The sequence below is a fragment of the Sinorhizobium sp. KGO-5 genome (assembly GCF_036245905.1).
In the GTDB taxonomy this organism is placed as follows: Bacteria; Pseudomonadota; Alphaproteobacteria; order Rhizobiales; family Rhizobiaceae; genus Sinorhizobium; species Sinorhizobium meliloti_A.
Map to the genome: position 1 here is coordinate 97,212 of NZ_BDIZ01000007.1, position 15,067 is coordinate 112,278.

General features: G+C 62.9%; 15 protein-coding genes. 14 read left to right on the forward strand and 1 reads right to left on the reverse strand.

What is annotated here, in order from left to right:
- The first annotated feature begins 7 nt into the window (after positions 1-7).
- The 9 genes from cobO (at position 8) to BHD07_RS24785 (ending at position 9,254) form a co-directional block, all read left to right on the forward strand.
- Positions 8-652 carry a cob(I)yrinic acid a,c-diamide adenosyltransferase gene (gene cobO, locus BHD07_RS24745; RefSeq protein ID WP_338283528.1) on the forward strand — a complete coding sequence of 215 codons (645 nt, stop codon included), beginning with the start codon at positions 8-10 and terminating at the stop codon, positions 650-652.
- Positions 652-1,077, forward strand: a complete 426-nt coding sequence (locus BHD07_RS24750; RefSeq protein WP_338283530.1) for an EamA family transporter — start codon at positions 652-654, stop codon at positions 1,075-1,077. Before cobO ends, BHD07_RS24750 begins: the two co-directional genes overlap by 1 nt.
- Positions 1,078-1,237: 160 nt before the next feature.
- Positions 1,238-2,404 carry a transporter substrate-binding domain-containing protein gene (locus BHD07_RS24755; protein ID WP_338283531.1) on the forward strand — a complete coding sequence of 389 codons (1,167 nt, stop codon included), beginning with the start codon at positions 1,238-1,240 and terminating at the stop codon, positions 2,402-2,404.
- Entirely contained in the window at positions 2,401-3,015 is a 615-nt protein-coding gene (locus BHD07_RS24760; protein ID WP_338283533.1) for an ANTAR domain-containing response regulator, read from the forward strand. The genes BHD07_RS24755 and BHD07_RS24760 overlap by 4 nt, the downstream gene beginning before the upstream one ends.
- Entirely contained in the window at positions 2,996-3,892 is an 897-nt protein-coding gene (locus tag BHD07_RS24765; RefSeq protein ID WP_102761297.1) for an ABC transporter permease, read from the forward strand. The genes BHD07_RS24760 and BHD07_RS24765 overlap by 20 nt, the downstream gene beginning before the upstream one ends.
- Positions 3,892-4,812 (forward strand): ABC transporter permease, encoded by a 921-nt coding sequence (locus BHD07_RS24770; RefSeq protein ID WP_018095246.1) that lies wholly within the window; start codon positions 3,892-3,894, stop codon positions 4,810-4,812. The genes BHD07_RS24765 and BHD07_RS24770 overlap by 1 nt, the downstream gene beginning before the upstream one ends.
- Positions 4,813-4,853: 41 nt before the next feature.
- A complete protein-coding gene (locus BHD07_RS24775; protein ID WP_127711066.1) occupies positions 4,854-6,470 on the forward strand; it encodes an ABC transporter substrate-binding protein in 1,617 nt (538 codons plus the stop codon).
- On the forward strand, positions 6,460-7,404 hold the full coding sequence (locus tag BHD07_RS24780) for an acetamidase/formamidase family protein (protein ID WP_338283534.1): 945 nt from the start codon (positions 6,460-6,462) through the stop codon (positions 7,402-7,404). Before BHD07_RS24775 ends, BHD07_RS24780 begins: the two co-directional genes overlap by 11 nt.
- A gap of 68 nt (positions 7,405-7,472) precedes the next feature.
- Positions 7,473-9,254: an ABC transporter ATP-binding protein gene (locus tag BHD07_RS24785; RefSeq protein ID WP_338283535.1), complete on the forward strand. Its 1,782-nt coding sequence runs from the start codon at positions 7,473-7,475 to the stop codon at positions 9,252-9,254.
- A 23-nt stretch (positions 9,255-9,277) separates the two neighbouring features.
- Here BHD07_RS24785 and BHD07_RS24790 read toward each other — a convergent pair whose 3' ends face one another.
- A complete protein-coding gene (locus tag BHD07_RS24790; RefSeq protein WP_026168628.1) occupies positions 9,278-10,063 on the reverse strand; it encodes a TSUP family transporter in 786 nt (261 codons plus the stop codon).
- A gap of 326 nt (positions 10,064-10,389) precedes the next feature.
- On the opposite strand from BHD07_RS24790, the gene BHD07_RS24795 reads away from it, so the two are divergent.
- From BHD07_RS24795 to cbiB, 5 genes are all read left to right on the forward strand, one after another.
- Positions 10,390-10,818, forward strand: a complete 429-nt coding sequence (locus BHD07_RS24795; protein ID WP_100673739.1) for a cobalamin biosynthesis protein — start codon at positions 10,390-10,392, stop codon at positions 10,816-10,818.
- Between the two features lie 133 nt (positions 10,819-10,951).
- Positions 10,952-11,791 (forward strand): uroporphyrinogen-III C-methyltransferase, encoded by an 840-nt coding sequence (gene cobA, locus BHD07_RS24800; protein ID WP_338283537.1) that lies wholly within the window; start codon positions 10,952-10,954, stop codon positions 11,789-11,791.
- The gene (locus tag BHD07_RS24805) at positions 11,788-13,077 is read left to right on the forward strand and encodes a cobyrinate a,c-diamide synthase (RefSeq protein ID WP_338283538.1); all 1,290 of its coding nucleotides are present in this window, start codon (positions 11,788-11,790) and stop codon (positions 13,075-13,077) included. The genes cobA and BHD07_RS24805 overlap by 4 nt, the downstream gene beginning before the upstream one ends.
- A gap of 2 nt (positions 13,078-13,079) precedes the next feature.
- Positions 13,080-14,081, forward strand: coding sequence for a threonine-phosphate decarboxylase CobD (cobD, locus tag BHD07_RS24810; RefSeq protein ID WP_100673736.1), 1,002 nt, complete (start codon positions 13,080-13,082; stop codon positions 14,079-14,081).
- Positions 14,081-15,067, forward strand: a complete 987-nt coding sequence (gene cbiB / locus BHD07_RS24815; RefSeq protein WP_338283539.1) for an adenosylcobinamide-phosphate synthase CbiB — start codon at positions 14,081-14,083, stop codon at positions 15,065-15,067. Before cobD ends, cbiB begins: the two co-directional genes overlap by 1 nt.

Consider the following 15,067-nt stretch of genomic DNA (forward strand, 5'->3'; position numbering starts at 1 on the left):
GGACACCATGAACGACGAGACCGCGAATACCGGCGAACCGATCGCCGAGAAGGACGAAGCGCGCCACGCCATAAAGATGGCGAAGAAGAAGACCGCCCGTGACAAGATCATGGCCACCAAGACGGACGAAAAAGGCTTGATCATCGTCCACACCGGCAAGGGCAAGGGCAAGTCGACGGCCGGCTTCGGTATGATCTTTCGCCACATCGCCCACGGAATGCCCTGCGCCGTCGTTCAGTTCATCAAGGGCGCCATGCACACGGGCGAGCGTGATCTGATCGAGAAACATTTCGGCGCTATCTGCCAGTTCTACACGCTCGGCGAAGGCTTCACCTGGGAGACGCAGGATCGCGCGCGCGACGTCGCAATGGCGGCAAAGGCGTGGGAGAAGGCAAAGGAGCTCATCCGCGACGAACGCAACTCCATGGTGCTCCTCGACGAGATCAACATCGCGCTGCGCTACGACTACATCGACGTCGCCGAGGTCGTGCGCTTTCTCAAGGAGGAGAAGCCGCACATGACGCATGTGGTCCTGACCGGCCGCAACGCCAAGGAAGACCTGATCGAGATCGCCGATCTGGTAACGGAGATGGAATTGGTGAAACACCCCTTCCGCTCGGGCATCAAGGGCCAGAAGGGCGTGGAATTCTGATGACGCAGGCCTGGCAGTTCTGGGCGCTGCTCTCCGCGGTCTTCGCGGCGCTGACTGCCATTTTCGCCAAGATCGGCGTCGCAGACGTCACCTCGGACTTCGCGACGCTGATCCGAACAGCCGTCATCCTTGTCGTTGTCGTGAGCATCGTTGCCGTGACCGGACAATGGCAGCGCCCGACGGAGATTTCCGGCCGAACCTGGCTCTTCCTCGGTCTGTCCGGTCTTGCGACAGGGGCTTCGTGGCTCGCTTATTCCCGCGCGCTCAAGCTCTGCGATGCCGCTCGCGTGGCACCGGTCGACAAGCTGTCGATCATATTCGTCGCTGTGTTCGGCGTGCTCTTTCTCGGCGAGAAGCTCAATCTGATGAACTGGCTCGGCGTCTGCCTGATTGCGGCCGGTGCGCTTCTGCTGGCGGTATTCTAGCGAGCACGGCAAGATCCGGACACGAAATCGTCGCCGCCATGTCCTTTCGTATTGACAAGTCGTATCCTAACGTTAGGCTTGGCTGAAATTATCTGTCGGCATCTGGGCCTCGAAGGGAAACTTTGTTTCTCTGCGGGGCCTTTTTGCATTTGAGGGGCGAATGAAAGGCAACGTTACCTACCCGGTAGGAGTATTGTTCTCTCGGAGCGGGAGCTATGCGCAGCCGGCGGGCCAAGGCTTTGGCGGCGCAATGGCAGCGATCGAGCATGTCAATGCGTCCGGGCGTTTTCCGTTCAGGCTCGAGGCCCATCATCTCGATCCCGCAGGCGAGGCGGATCGCTATGCACCGCTTTGCAGGCAACTGATCCGCGAGCACGGTGTGCGCCATGTGGTGGGCTGCACCACCTCCTGGAGCCGCAAGGAAGTGATTCCCGTGGTCGAGAAGCTCGACGCGCTGCTCTGGTATCCTTGCGTCTATGAAGGTTTCGAGGTTTCCGAAAACCTTATCTACGTTGCCGCCTGTGCCAACCAGCACCTGGTGCCGCTTCTCGACTATATCGCGCCGCGGTTCGGCAGCAGGGCGATGCTTGTCGGCTCCAACTATATCTGGGGCTGGGAGACCAACCGAATCGCACGCGACATTCTCCATCGCTCGGGCGGCGAGGTCCTGGGCGAGCGTTTCGTGTCGATGGGAGACACGGATATCGTCCACCTGATCGACGAGGTGCGCGAGAAGAAACCGGATTTCATCCTGAACAACCTGATCGGCCCGTCGTCATACGCTTTCCTGCGCGCGCTTCACGCTCTCGCTGAAGCGGATGATCGCTTCCATCCGGATAAATGCCCGGTCATCAGCTGCAACCTCTACGAGGGCGAGATCGCCGGGCTCCGACACGCCGCGGCGGGGCATTTCACGGTCAGCTGCTATTTCCGCACGATCCAGTCGCCGGAAAACGACTCCTTCCTGAAGACACTTGCGGCGCTGGATCCGGGCGCCGTAGTCGATGCCTTCTATGTGCAGGCATTCAGTGCCGTGATGATGATCGCCGAGGCGATCGCGCGCAGCGGCAGCGACGATGCGGATGGTGTACGCGCCGCCCTGTGCGGGCAGGCGGTCGATACACCGCTCGGGGCCATCAGCGTCGATCGATGGACGAACCATGTGGAATTGCCGGCCCATATCGGCCGCGCGGGCGCAGATGGCAGTTTCGAGATCGTCAAGCGCTCGTATGAAGCCATCACGCCGGATCCGTTCCTGACATCCACGCCGCTTGTCCGCCCGATGGGAGGGAACGAGGCGCGGCCTGAGCTGAAGGTGGTGAAATGAGATCTGTTCATAACACCCCGAATTTCGATGGCTGGCGGGCGCTCATCCTGCACCGGCCGCATCAGAACGTCGACGCTCTCTTTGCCCAATGCGCCCGCATAGGCATTGCGGCGGAACAGGCCTGGCCGGATTTTCCCGGTGACCGATCTGCAGAGGAGTTCAACGTCCTCCTGATCGACGCAGATATGGGCCACGACGAGCAATTTCCCTGGCGTCAGGGGGAAGCCCCCATGCCGATGATCGCACTGATCGGCTCCGAGGCACCCGGCCGCATCGCCTGGACTATCGCGCAAGGGGCCGACGCGCAGCTTCTGAAGCCCATCGGCAGCGCCGGGCTGTACAGTGCTCTGATGGTCGCAAGCCACAGTTTTGTCCGCCGCCGTGCGCTCGATCGTGACGTCGCCGCATTGAAGCATCGCCTCACGCGGCGCCAGGAACTTGCGGAGGCAACGGCACTGCTGATGCTCCGGAAGAACTGCGGGGCCAGCGAAGCCTACCAGCACCTGCGCCTGACCGCGATGTCGAGCAGCTGCAGCATCGAGGACGTCGCCGCGGCGATCGTCCAGGAATTCGAGAACCACGGATTGAAGAATGCCGACAATGGTCGCTGAAACGGCGCGCAGCAAAGAGAATAGGACACCGGGCGTGTGGACGCGCCTCCTTCGCAGGCCGCTTGCGCTCATCGGTCTTGCGGTCATCATCGTGGTGGTGGGCGCAGCAGCGCTTGCGCCTTGGATCGTGCCCTATGACCCGCACGAGCAGTTCTTCGAGGGTCTGACCATCGAAGGCGCGCCGCTGCCGCCCAACAGCCAATTCTGGCTCGGTACCGACCTTGTCGGGCGCGACCTCCTGAGCCGTCTGATCTATGGCGCGCGCACCTCGCTCGTCATCGGCGTGGTCGCCAATGGCATTGCCGTCGTCATCGGCTCGCTCGTCGGCATTGCAGCCGGGTATTTCCGCGGCTGGGTGGACACCGTGCTGATGCGCTTCACCGACCTGATGATGGCCTTTCCGGCGCTCCTCCTTGCCATCGTTCTGGCCGCGATCTTCACACCCAGCCTGTGGATCGTTGCGATGGTCATCGCCATGGTGAACTGGGTGCAGATCGCCCGCGTCGTCTATACCGAAACCCGCTCGATAGCCGAGCGCGATTTCGTGACTGCCGAGCGGGCCATGGGGGCCGGCGCCGGCCGCATTCTCTTCCGTCACATTCTTCCGCATCTCCTGTCCACGATCATCGTCTGGGCGACGCTCGGGATTGCGACGACGGTGCTTTTGGAGGCGACCCTTTCATTCCTCGGTATCGGCGTGCAGCCGCCCATCCCCTCCTGGGGCAATATCATCTTCGAAAACCAGACCTATTTCACGTCGGCACCGTGGCTGGTGTTCATACCGGGTGCGGCGATCCTGGCGCTCGCGCTCGCCTTCAACCTGGTCGGCGATGCGCTGCGGGATGTTCTCGATCCGACGCAGCAGGGGAGGCATTGATGGCAGCCTATATCGCGCGGCGACTGCTTCAGACGGTCGTCATCCTGCTTGGTATCAGCTTCGTCACCTTCGTTCTCCTCTATCTGATACCGGCCGATCCGGCCAGACAGATCGCCGGCCGCAGCGCAACGGCTCAGACCGTGGAGAACATCCGCGAACAGCTCGGGCTCAACCTGCCTTTCTACGAGCAGTATCTGCGCTATGTTTCCGGCCTCGTGCAGGGCGACTTCGGCCGCTCCTACCTGCAGAAGACCGAAGTCGCGACGCTGATCGCGTCGCGGCTTCCCGCAAGTCTCGTGCTGATGGCCGGAGCCATCACTTGTGAACTGATCTTCGGTCTCACGATGGGGATCGTCGCGGCGCTTCGGCGCGGCTCACGCACCGACGATACGCTGATGATCGCCTCTTTCGTCGGGGTGTCGGCGCCGCAGTTCGTGATCGGCATCCTGCTGCTTTATGTCTTCGCCGTGAAGCTCGGCTGGTTCCCGATTGGCGGCTATGGCACTTTCGCCCATCTGGTCCTGCCCTCCGTTACGCTCGGCTTTCTGGGCGCCGGCTGGTATTCGCGCATGATGCGTTCCTCGCTGATCGAAGTGATGCGCCAGGATTTCATCCGCACGGCGCGCGCAACCGGTGCCGGCCGCGCCAAGGTCCTGTTCCGGCACGCAATGCCCAACGCGATACTGCCCGTTATCGCGATGATCGGCATCGACATCGGTTTGTTCATGTCCGGAATAGTCGTGGTGGAAAGCGTCTTTGGCTGGCCCGGCATCGGCCAGCTTGCCTGGCAGGCGATCCAGCGGGTGGACATCCCGATCATCATGGGCGTCACGCTCGTCTCTGCGTTTGCCATCGTGCTCGGCAACCTGCTCGCCGATCTCATCACACCGCTTATCGACCCGCGCATCAAGCTGCGCTGACGCGGGAAGAACCAACAGCAGCACGAAGAAAGGAACTTCAGATGAGGAACTTGCTACTGGCCGGCGTCTGTGCCGCTGCCCTCTTGGGAACTCCTGCGCTTGCCGACGACATCAAGCAGGGCGGTGAAATGACCGTCACCTACAAGGACGATGTTTCGACACTCGATCCGGCGATCGGCTACGACTGGCAGAACTGGTCGATGATCAAGTCGCTGTTCGACGGCCTGATGGATTATGTCCCGGGCACGACCGAGCTGCGTCCCGACCTTGCCGAATCCTACGAAATCTCTGAAGACGGCAAAGTCTTCACGTTCAAGCTGCGCCAGGGCGTCAAGTTTCACAATGGCCGCGAGCTGACGGCCGAAGACGTGAAATATTCGATCGAGCGCGTGGTGAACCCGACGACCCAAAGCCCAGGCGCCGGCTTCTTTTCGACGATCAAAGGCTTTGAAGATGCCTCTGCCGGCAAGGCGGAGGGGCTGTCCGGCATCACGGTGCAGGATCCGCACACGATCAGGTTCGAACTGACCCGTCCCGACGCCACATTCCTCCACGTCATGGCCCTCAACTTTGCGCATGTCGTGCCGAAGGAAGAGGTCGAGAAACACGGCGCCGACTTCGGGAAGAATCCCGTCGGTTCCGGCGCGTTCAAGCTTGCCGAGTGGACGCTTGGGCAGCGCCTCGTTTTCGAGCGCTTCGCCGACTACTGGAACGAAGGGCTTCCGAAGCTGGACCGCATCACCTTCGAGGTTGGCCAGGAGCCGGTCGTCGCGCTGCTTCGGCTGCAGAATGGGGAAATCGACGTGCCCGGGGACGGCATTCCGCCGGCGAAGTTCGTCGAAGTGACGAATGATCCGAACTTCAAGGACCTGATCATCCAGGGTGGCCAGCTGCACACCGGCTATGTGACGATGAACGTCAAGATGGCTCCCTTCGACAAGGTCGAGGTGCGCAAGGCTGTGAACATGGCCATCAACAAGGATCGTATCCTGCGCATCATCAACGGTCGCGCGGTTGCCGCCAACCAGCCGCTGCCGCCCTCGATGCCTGGCTACGCAAAGGACTATGCAGGTTATGCCTACGATCCCGACGGTGCCAAGAAGCTGCTCGAGCAAGCTGGCCTCGCGGACGGGTTCTCGACCGAACTCTATGTCATGAACACCGACCCGCAGCCGCGCATCGCCCAGGCGATCCAGCAGGACCTGAAGGCGATCGGCATCACGGCATCCATCAAATCGCTCGCACAGGCCAATGTCATTGCGGCCGGCGGCGAGGAAAACCAGGCGCCGATGATCTGGTCGGGCGGCATGGCGTGGATTGCCGATTTCCCCGATCCCTCGAACTTCTATGGTCCCATTCTGGGTTGCGGCGGTGCCGTGCCGGGAGGCTGGAACTGGTCCTGGTACTGCAATGAAGAGCTCGACAAGAAGGCAGCCGAAGCCGACGCCATCGTCGACCCGGCAAAGGCCGCGGAGCGCGAGGCCCTGTGGCGCGACATCTATCTGAAGATCATGGAGGACGCGCCCTGGGCGCCGATCTTCAACGAGGAGCGCTTCACCATCCGCTCCGAGCGTATCGGCGGCGACGACAAGCTGTTCGTCGATCCGGTCCACATCCCCGTCCATTACGATCAGGTATATGCAAAAGATGTGCAGTAACTGCGACTACACCATCCACGGACGCCATCACCATTACGGCTGGGATCATTCGATCCCGCCGGCGGAAACCGTGGCGCCCGGATCGCGGCTCGAGTTCAATTGCCTGGACTCCGGCTCCGGTCATTTCACCGCCGACAGCACGGTTGCCGATGTCTCGACGGTCGATTTTACGAAGGTCAATCCGGTCACCGGTCCCATCTATGTCGATGGGGCCAGGCCGGGGGACGCCCTGAAGGTGACCATCGAGCACTTCAAGCCGAGCGGCTTTGGCTGGACGGCCAATATTCCGGGCTTCGGGCTCCTCGCCGATCAGTTCGCCGAGCCGGCGCTGACACTCTGGAAATATGATCCGGCTACGCTCGCTCCCGCAGCCTTCGGCAAGCTCGGCCGGGTTCCCCTGAAGCCCTTCGCCGGCACGATCGGGCTCGCGCCGGCAGAGCCGGGGCTGCATTCCGTGGTTCCGCCGCGGCGGGTAGGAGGCAATCTCGACATTCGCGATCTGGCGGCGGGAACGACTCTTTACCTGCCCGTCGAGGTGGAGGGCGCCTTGTTCTCCATCGGCGACACGCATGCGGCGCAGGGGGATGGCGAAGTCTGCGGCACGGCCATCGAAAGCGCGATGGATGTGGTCGTGAAGCTGGAGCTGGTGAAGGACGCCAATCTCAAGATGCCGCGCTTTACCACGCCGGGCCCCGTCACACGGCATCTCGACGCCGAGGGTTATGAGGTCACGACCGGCATTGGAAGCGATCTGATGGAAGGTGCGCGTGCGGCCGTGTCCGGCATGATCGACCTTCTCTGTGCGACGCGCGGCATGAAGCCGGAAGACGCCTACATGCTGTGCTCGGTCTGCGGCGACCTCCGCATCAGCGAGGTCGTCGACCAGCCGAACTGGGTCGTGTCCTTCTATTTCCCGCGCATCGTCTTTGCGTGACGAACGGCCCTGTTCCGCCTCGGCGGGGCAGGGCATCCTCCTGATGACATTGCCGAGGCCTCTGCCCGATGACTTCCTCTCTGCTTTCCGTGAAGGAACTGACCGTCCAGGTGGCCACGCCGACCGGGCCGAAGGTCGTGGTGGAGCGTCTGTCCTTCGATCTTCTTCCCGGCAGGACGCTTTGTCTTGCAGGCGAGAGCGGATCGGGAAAGTCGATGACCGCGCTTTCGCTGATGCAGCTGCTGCCGAAGCCGATGGCACGTATTGCGGGCGGCTCGGCCACTCTCGATGGCGAGGACATATTGGCGCTTCCCGAAGCGCGCATGCGGCAGATTCGCGGGCGCAAGATCGGGATGATCTTCCAGGAGCCGATGACCTCGCTCAACCCGGTGATGACGGTCGGCAATCAGCTGATCGGTGCGATCACCGCGCATGGAAACGCCAGTGGCCGGCGCGCCGCGCGGGTGCGGGCCGTAGAACTCCTGGACCAGGTTCAGATCCCGGAGCCGGAGCGGCGGCTCGGCCAATATCCGCACGAGCTTTCCGGCGGCTTGCGTCAGCGCATCGTCATCGCGATGGCACTCGCGCAGAACCCGCGAATTCTGATCGCCGACGAGCCCACGACGGCGCTCGACGTAACGGTTCAGGCGCAGATCCTCGCCCTTATTCGCAAGCTGCAGGCCGATCATGGGATTTCGGTGATCATGATCACCCATGACATGGGCGTGGTCGCGGAGATGGCCGACGAGGTGCTGGTGATGAAGCATGGCCGCACCGTCGAGCACGCAACCAGCAGGGATCTTTTCGCGCATCCGCAGGATGCGTACACGAAGGAACTCCTTTCCGCTGTGCCGCGCCTCGGCGAAATGGCGGGGACGGAGGCACCGAAACGCGCAGCGGGGAAGGCGGTCGCGGCAGGATCTCAGCCAGGCGACGAACAGCCGATGCTCCTGGTCGAGAACCTGACGGTGCGTTTCGACATCAAGGGCGGCATCCTTCAGCGCCCGGTCAGGCGACTTCACGCGGTGGAAGGCATTTCTTTCTCCGTGCGCAGGGGTGAGACGCTGTCTCTCGTCGGAGAATCCGGTTGCGGCAAGTCGACGACCGGCAAGGCGCTCTTGAACCTTGTCCCGTGGACGGGAGACATCCGGGTCGACGGACGCTCCACGCATGGCTTGCGGGGGAGCACCATGCGGCCCATCCTGCGCGACGTCCAGATGATCTTTCAGGACCCTTACGCATCGCTGGATCCGCGAATGCGCGTCGGCGATCTGGTGGCCGAGCCACTGGTGATCCACGGCCTTGCAAGCGGAAGCGAGCTGCGTGACCGGGTGGAGTATCTTTTCAAGCGGGTCGGATTGTCGCCCGAGCAGATGAAGCGCTACCCGCATGAGTTTTCGGGCGGTCAGCGGCAGCGCATCTGCATAGCGCGCGCCCTGTCTCTCTCACCGAAGCTCATCGTCGCAGATGAGTCCGTCGCGGCACTCGACGTGTCGATCCAGGCTCAGGTGCTCGATCTCCTGCAGGACATCCAGGACGAGACCGGCGTCTCCTACCTGTTTATTTCTCACGACATGGCAGTCGTCGAGCAAATCAGCCATCGGGTAGCGGTCATGTATATGGGCCGTTTCGTCGAAACGGGCACGCGGCGGCAGATCTTCGAGAATCCGCAGCATCCCTATACGAAGAAACTGATGGCTGCCGTTCCCGTGGCAGATCCGGGTCGAGTACGCCGGGACTTCGTGCCGAAAGCGGAAGACCTGCCCAGTCCCGTGCGCGCCCTGGACTATGTGCCGTCCTTCCCGCCGCCATCGGATCTGGGCGGCGGACATCTCGTCTGGAGCGGCTGAACGCTCGTCGGTTTTCGACTGGCCTAAAGCCCCAGCCAGATCCGCAGCGGATATCCCGGATCGGCGAGCAGCCGGATGGCGAGCGCGATCGAAACGACGACCAGCAAAGGCTTGATGATCTTCGCGCCCTTTGCCATCGCATAACGCGAGCCGACCTGCGCGCCGAGGAACTGGCCGACGCCCATCGTCAGGCCGATTTTCCAGAGCACGACGCCGCTGAGCAGGAAGACGAAAAATGCGCCGATATTGGAGCCGAAATTCAGGAATTTCGTGTGCGCCGTCGCCTTGAGGATGCCGTAGCCTGCGAGGGAGACGAAACCGAGCATGAAGAAGGAACCTGTACCCGGACCGAAAACGCCGTCATAGAGGCCGATCAGGGGCACGAAGGTGATGGTGAACAGGAAAACCGACAGCCGCCGATGCTTGTCGATGTCGCCGATATTCGGCTTGAAGCCGAAGTAGAGCGCGATGCCGATCAACAGGAACGGCAGCACGGCCTCCAGGACGTCCGCGGGAACGACCGTCGCCAGCAAGGCGCCCAATACTGCGCCCGCCGCCGACATCAGGGCCATCGGGAGCTGCTCCCTGAGGTTCACATGGCCGTGCCGGGCATAGGCGATGCTCGCCGACCCGGAGCCGAAAAGGGACTGCAGCTTGTTGGTGCCCAGCGTCTCGAGCGGTGGAATCCCCGCAATCAGCATGGCCGGGATGGTGATCATCCCGCCGCCGCCGGCGATCGAATCGATGAAGCCGGCAAGGAATGCGGCCGCAAAAAGAAAGAGCAGTATGTGGAGGGCTAGGTCGTGCACTGGAGTCTCGAGCGAATAGGGCGGCGGAACTGCTTCAGCCGCCTTGTGTCAGAGCTGACGCCGAAATGCAAAGCATTGTCTGAGGCCGATTTCGTGGCCGCACGGTTTGCGACACGTGGATGGCGCAATCCGGTTTGACCGACCTGAAACGCTCCGATAAAAATGACGATCATGCGACGGCGTCCGTTCAGGCGGACTGAAAGAGCGTCCGGTGCGGCCGACCCATGCAGGGGGCTTGATCCGGTGCTGTCCGGACCGGTACGTGGCATCTGCCAGGCCGGCGCTTCGTATGGAACGCCGACGCCGCATGGGGAGCCGCACCGCATATGCCTTCCGCCGAAGGACACATCACCGCCGAACTCGTGCTCGGCCTTGGCTGCGAGCGCAACACTGCGCCCGAAGAGGTGATCGCGCTTGCCGAAAAGGCGCTTGCGGATGCCGGCGCTTCCGGCAGGGATGTCGCACTCGTCGCCTCTCTGGATGCGCGAACCGATGAGCCCGCGATCCATGCGGTGGCGCGGCACTTTTCGGTGCCCACGCATTTCTTCGACGCTGCCACGCTGGAGGCGCAATCGTCGCGTCTAAAAAATCCATCGAAGGTCGTCTTTGCCCATACGGGTTGCCACGGCGTTGCTGAAGGCGCGGCTCTGGCGGCCGCCGGGTGCGACGCGGTGTTGCTTGTACCTAAGATCCGATCGGTGCGGGCGACGGCGGCAATCGCCGGACCGGCTGACTATGCAAAGGGAGCCGTGTGATGGCCTCGGCCGAATTTTGTAGTTTCTTTGATGAGCGGATTCAATTATCTGCCATTGTTTCCTGCATAACGACTTCAAGTTTTTCCTTCGTCGGATCGGATGGAATGCCTTGCTTTGCCCGGAGTATCGACCGATGACCGACATGTTTGCCGGCCTGCCTGATCTCGAGCCGGGTTCGGTCTGGCTCGTCGGCGCGGGCCCGGGCGACCCCGGCCTTCTGACCCTGCACGCAGCCAACGCGCTTCGCCAGGCGGATGTGATTGTTCACGATGCGCTGGTCAACGGTGATTGTCTCAAGCTCGCCAAAGCGAGCGCAGCACTCGAATTTGCGGGCAAGCGCGGCGGCAAGCCTTCGCCGAAACAGCGCGATATCTCGCTGCGGCTGGTCGAACTGGCACGTGAAGGGAAGAGGGTGCTGCGCCTCAAGGGTGGCGATCCCTTTGTCTTCGGCCGAGGCGGAGAGGAGGCGCTGACCCTGGTCGAGCACCGCATCCCGTTCCGCATCGTTCCCGGGATCACCGCGGGCATAGGCGGGCTTGCCTATGCCGGTATTCCGGTCACGCATCGGGAGGTGAACCACGCGGTGACTTTCCTCACCGGCCATGATTCTTCCGGCGTCGTGCCGGACAGGATCAATTGGGAAGGCATTTCCAAGGGCTCTCCGGTGATCGTCATGTACATGGCGATGAAGCATATCGGCCAGATCTCGGCCAACCTGATCGCCGCCGGCCGCTCGCCAGACGAGCCTGTGGCTTTCGTCTGCAATGCTGCGACACCGGAGCAGGTGGTGCTGGAAACCACGCTTTCGTCCGCTGAGACCGATGTAACCGCTTCGGGGCTCGAGCCGCCGGCAATCGTCGTCGTCGGCGAAGTCGTCCGGCTGCGCGCCTCGCTCGACTGGCTTGGCGCTCTCGATGGCCGGGCGCTCGCTCCCGATCCGTTTTCGAGCCGCATTCTCCGGAATCCGGCATGAATGGAGTGATGATTGCAGCCCCGAGCTCCGGCTCGGGCAAGACCACGGTCACGCTCGGCCTGATGCGGGCATTGAAACGGCGCGGGCTCTCGATCGCGCCTGGAAAGGCGGGACCGGACTATATCGACCCGGGTTTTCACACGGCTGCCAGCGGCAAACCCTGCTTCAATTATGACCCTTGGGCAATGCGCCCCGAACTGCTCCTTGCCAATGCGGCGGCTGCGACGGAAGACGGGTCGGTGCTGATCATGGAGGCGATGATGGGCCTCTTCGACGGCGCGGCGGATGGCACGGGCGCGCCGGCGGATCTCGCCGCATCACTCGGACTTGCAGTGATCCTGGTCGTCGATTGCGCGCGCCTCTCCCATTCCGTGGCCGCCCTGGTTGGCGGCTATGCCCGTCACCGCGACGATGTCCGTGTCGCGGGCGTCATTCTGAACAAGGTCGGCAGCGACCGGCATGAGGGAATGCTGCGCGATGCGCTTGCCGGCATTGCGATGCCGGTCTTCGGCGTGCTGCGGCAGGACGCAGCACTGAAGCTGCCCGAACGCCACCTGGGCCTCGTACAGGCAGGCGAGCATGGATCGCTGGAAGCCTTCATCGATCACGCGGCAATGCGGGTCGCATCGGGTTGCGATCTCGAGGCGGTGCTTGCTGCGGCGACGCCGCTGACGGTGGGAGAGACGGCCGGGACGCTAACGCCGCTCGGCCAGCGGACAGCCGTCGCACGCGACGTGGCCTTCGCCTTCTGCTACGAGCATCTTCTTTCCGGCTGGCGCGGGCAGGGGGCCGAAATCACGTTCTTCTCGCCTCTTGCGGACGAGGGGCCCGATCCGCTTGCCGATGCGGTCTATCTCCCCGGCGGTTATCCCGAGCTTCATGCGGAACAGGTCTCCAATGCTTCGAATTTCCGCGCTGCCATGCACAAGGCCGCTGGAGACGGGGCGCGCATCTTCGGGGAGTGCGGCGGCTACATGGTGCTGGGCGACGGGCTTGTCGCGGCGGATGGCGGGCGTTACGAGATGCTCGGGCTTTTGCCGCTCGTCACGAGCTTTGCCGAACGCAAGCGGCATCTCGGCTACCGGCGCGTGACACCGGTCGACGACGTGTTTTTCCGCGGACCGATGACCGCGCACGAATTTCACTATGCCACGATCGTTTCGGAGGGAGCGGCTGAGCCGCTATTCACGGCACGGGACGCGGCAGGGCTCGATCTCGGCCGCGCCGGCCTCCGTCGCCGGAATGTTGCCGGCTCCTTCATGCATCTCATCGATTTCTCGGAATGATCATGGCTGCTCCCATCATTCATGGCGGCGGGATCACGGAAGCTGCAGCGCGCTTCGGCGGCACGCCCGACGACTGGCTTGATCTCTCGACGGGGATCAACCCGTGTCCCGTCGCCCTGCCGGAAATCGACGGGCGCGTCTGGCACCGATTGCCCGATCAGCATGTGGAAGAGGCGGCGCGTGCGGCGGCCAGGGGCTACTACCGAACCGGCGAACTCATGCCATTGCCGGTGCCCGGAACGCAGGCCGTCATTCAATTGCTCCCGCGGATCGCGGTTCAGGGAAAGCGCGTCGCCGTATTTGCGCCGACCTATGGCGAATATGCGCGCGTTCTGAAAGCCGCCGGCCTTTCCGTCGACTCCGTCACATGCGCCGGTGATCTCCAGACGGCGCACGGCCTGGCGGTCGTCGTCAATCCGAACAATCCGACCGGACGGCTCTTTCCGCCGGAGGAAATCCTTGCAATGGCGGAAGCGATGCGGGTGCATGACGGCCTGCTCGTGGTGGATGAGGCCTTCGGCGATCTGGAGCCGGACGCAAGCGTCGCCGGACACGTTGCCGCCAATGACAACCTCGTCGTTTTCCGTTCTTTCGGGAAATTCTTCGGTCTTGCGGGCCTTCGGCTCGGCTTTGTGGTCTCGAACCGGTCGATCGAGCAGTCGTTTCGTGACTGGCTCGGCCCCTGGTCGGTCTCGGGTCCGGCACTTGCCATTTCGGCGAAGCTGATGGAAAGCGACACGCCGGGGATCAAGGCCGGCATCGCGGAACGCAAGGCCGCGCTCGACGCGGTGCTTCTCGGCGCGGGGCTCGAGGTGGTCGGCGGCACCGGCCTGTTCACGCTCGTAGAACACGAACGGGCTTACGATCTTCACGCGGCGCTCTGCGAGGCGCATATCCTGACGCGAAAGTTCGACTACGATCCGCGCTGGCTGCGTATCGGATTGTCGCCGAACGCGCAGGGCGACCGTCGTCTCGCCGAGGCTTTGAACCGGATGGGTGTGTAGTGTCGGCTGAAATACTTCTGATCCTCGTGATGGCGCTGCTGCTGGACCGCATCCTCGGCGATCCGGACTGGCTCTGGTCGCGTCTGACCCATCCGGTGGTGTTCTTCGGCAAGGCGGTCGAATTCGTGGACGAGGCGCTTAACCGCGGCGAATTCACCAAGGCCTGGCTGAAATTCCGCGGTGTCGTCGGCATTCTGGTACTGCTCGCCGGAGCCACGGCCTTGGGTGTCGTGCTCGCTCGGCTTTTCGATGTGCTTGGCGCCCTCGGCTCTTTGCTCGAGGTTGTCACGGTGGCCGTCTTTCTCGCCCAAAAGAGCCTTGCCGATCACGTTTCCCGGGTTGCCGTCGGCCTGCGACGCGATGGGCTTGCGGGTGGCCGCAAGGCGGTATCGATGATCGTTGGACGCGATCCGAACACACTCGACGAGCCGGCCGTCTGCCGGGCGGCGATCGAAAGCCTTGCGGAAAACTTTTCAGACGGCGTCGTCGCTCCCGCTTTCTGGTATGCGGTTGCCGGACTTCCCGGACTTCTTGCCTACAAGATGCTGAACACGGCCGACTCGATGATCGGCCACAAGAGCCCGAAATATCTTCATTTCGGCTGGGCTTCGGCGCGGCTCGACGACCTGGCGAACCTGCCCGCGGCCCGGCTCTCGGCCCTCCTGATTGCGGCCGGCGCCTATTTCTGGCGCGGTGCGGACGCGGCGAAAACCGCAATCGAGGTGGCGCGGCGCGATCACGGACTTCACCGCTCGCCCAATTCCGGCTGGCCTGAGGCTGCGATGGCAGGCGCCGTCGGCATTCAGCTTGCAGGCCCGAGAATCTATGGTGGTGTGAAGGTCGACGAGCCCATGATGAACGATGCCGGCCGTGCGGTTGCGGCCATCGAGGATATCGAGGCTGCGGTCACCGTCTTCTATGCGGCCTGCTCCGTGATGGCGCTCGCCTTCGCGATCGTCGCCTTGCCGCTTCTGGTTTTCTTCTAG

Coding starts and splice junctions, on each gene's coding strand:
- BHD07_RS24770 (WP_018095246.1), top strand. CDS start 3,892: ATGGCAGCCTATATCGCGCGGCGACTGCTTCAGACGGTCGTCATCCTG.
- BHD07_RS24780 (WP_338283534.1), top strand. CDS start 6,460: ATGTGCAGTAACTGCGACTACACCATCCACGGACGCCATCACCATTAC.
- BHD07_RS24805 (WP_338283538.1), top strand. CDS start 11,788: ATGAATGGAGTGATGATTGCAGCCCCGAGCTCCGGCTCGGGCAAGACC.
- BHD07_RS24795 (WP_100673739.1), top strand. CDS start 10,390: ATGCCTTCCGCCGAAGGACACATCACCGCCGAACTCGTGCTCGGCCTT.
- BHD07_RS24760 (WP_338283533.1), top strand. CDS start 2,401: ATGAGATCTGTTCATAACACCCCGAATTTCGATGGCTGGCGGGCGCTC.
- BHD07_RS24775 (WP_127711066.1), top strand. CDS start 4,854: ATGAGGAACTTGCTACTGGCCGGCGTCTGTGCCGCTGCCCTCTTGGGA.
- cobO (WP_338283528.1), top strand. CDS start 8: ATGAACGACGAGACCGCGAATACCGGCGAACCGATCGCCGAGAAGGAC.
- BHD07_RS24765 (WP_102761297.1), top strand. CDS start 2,996: ATGCCGACAATGGTCGCTGAAACGGCGCGCAGCAAAGAGAATAGGACA.
- BHD07_RS24785 (WP_338283535.1), top strand. CDS start 7,473: ATGACTTCCTCTCTGCTTTCCGTGAAGGAACTGACCGTCCAGGTGGCC.
- BHD07_RS24755 (WP_338283531.1), top strand. CDS start 1,238: ATGAAAGGCAACGTTACCTACCCGGTAGGAGTATTGTTCTCTCGGAGC.
- cobA (WP_338283537.1), top strand. CDS start 10,952: ATGACCGACATGTTTGCCGGCCTGCCTGATCTCGAGCCGGGTTCGGTC.
- BHD07_RS24750 (WP_338283530.1), top strand. CDS start 652: ATGACGCAGGCCTGGCAGTTCTGGGCGCTGCTCTCCGCGGTCTTCGCG.
- cobD (WP_100673736.1), top strand. CDS start 13,080: ATGGCTGCTCCCATCATTCATGGCGGCGGGATCACGGAAGCTGCAGCG.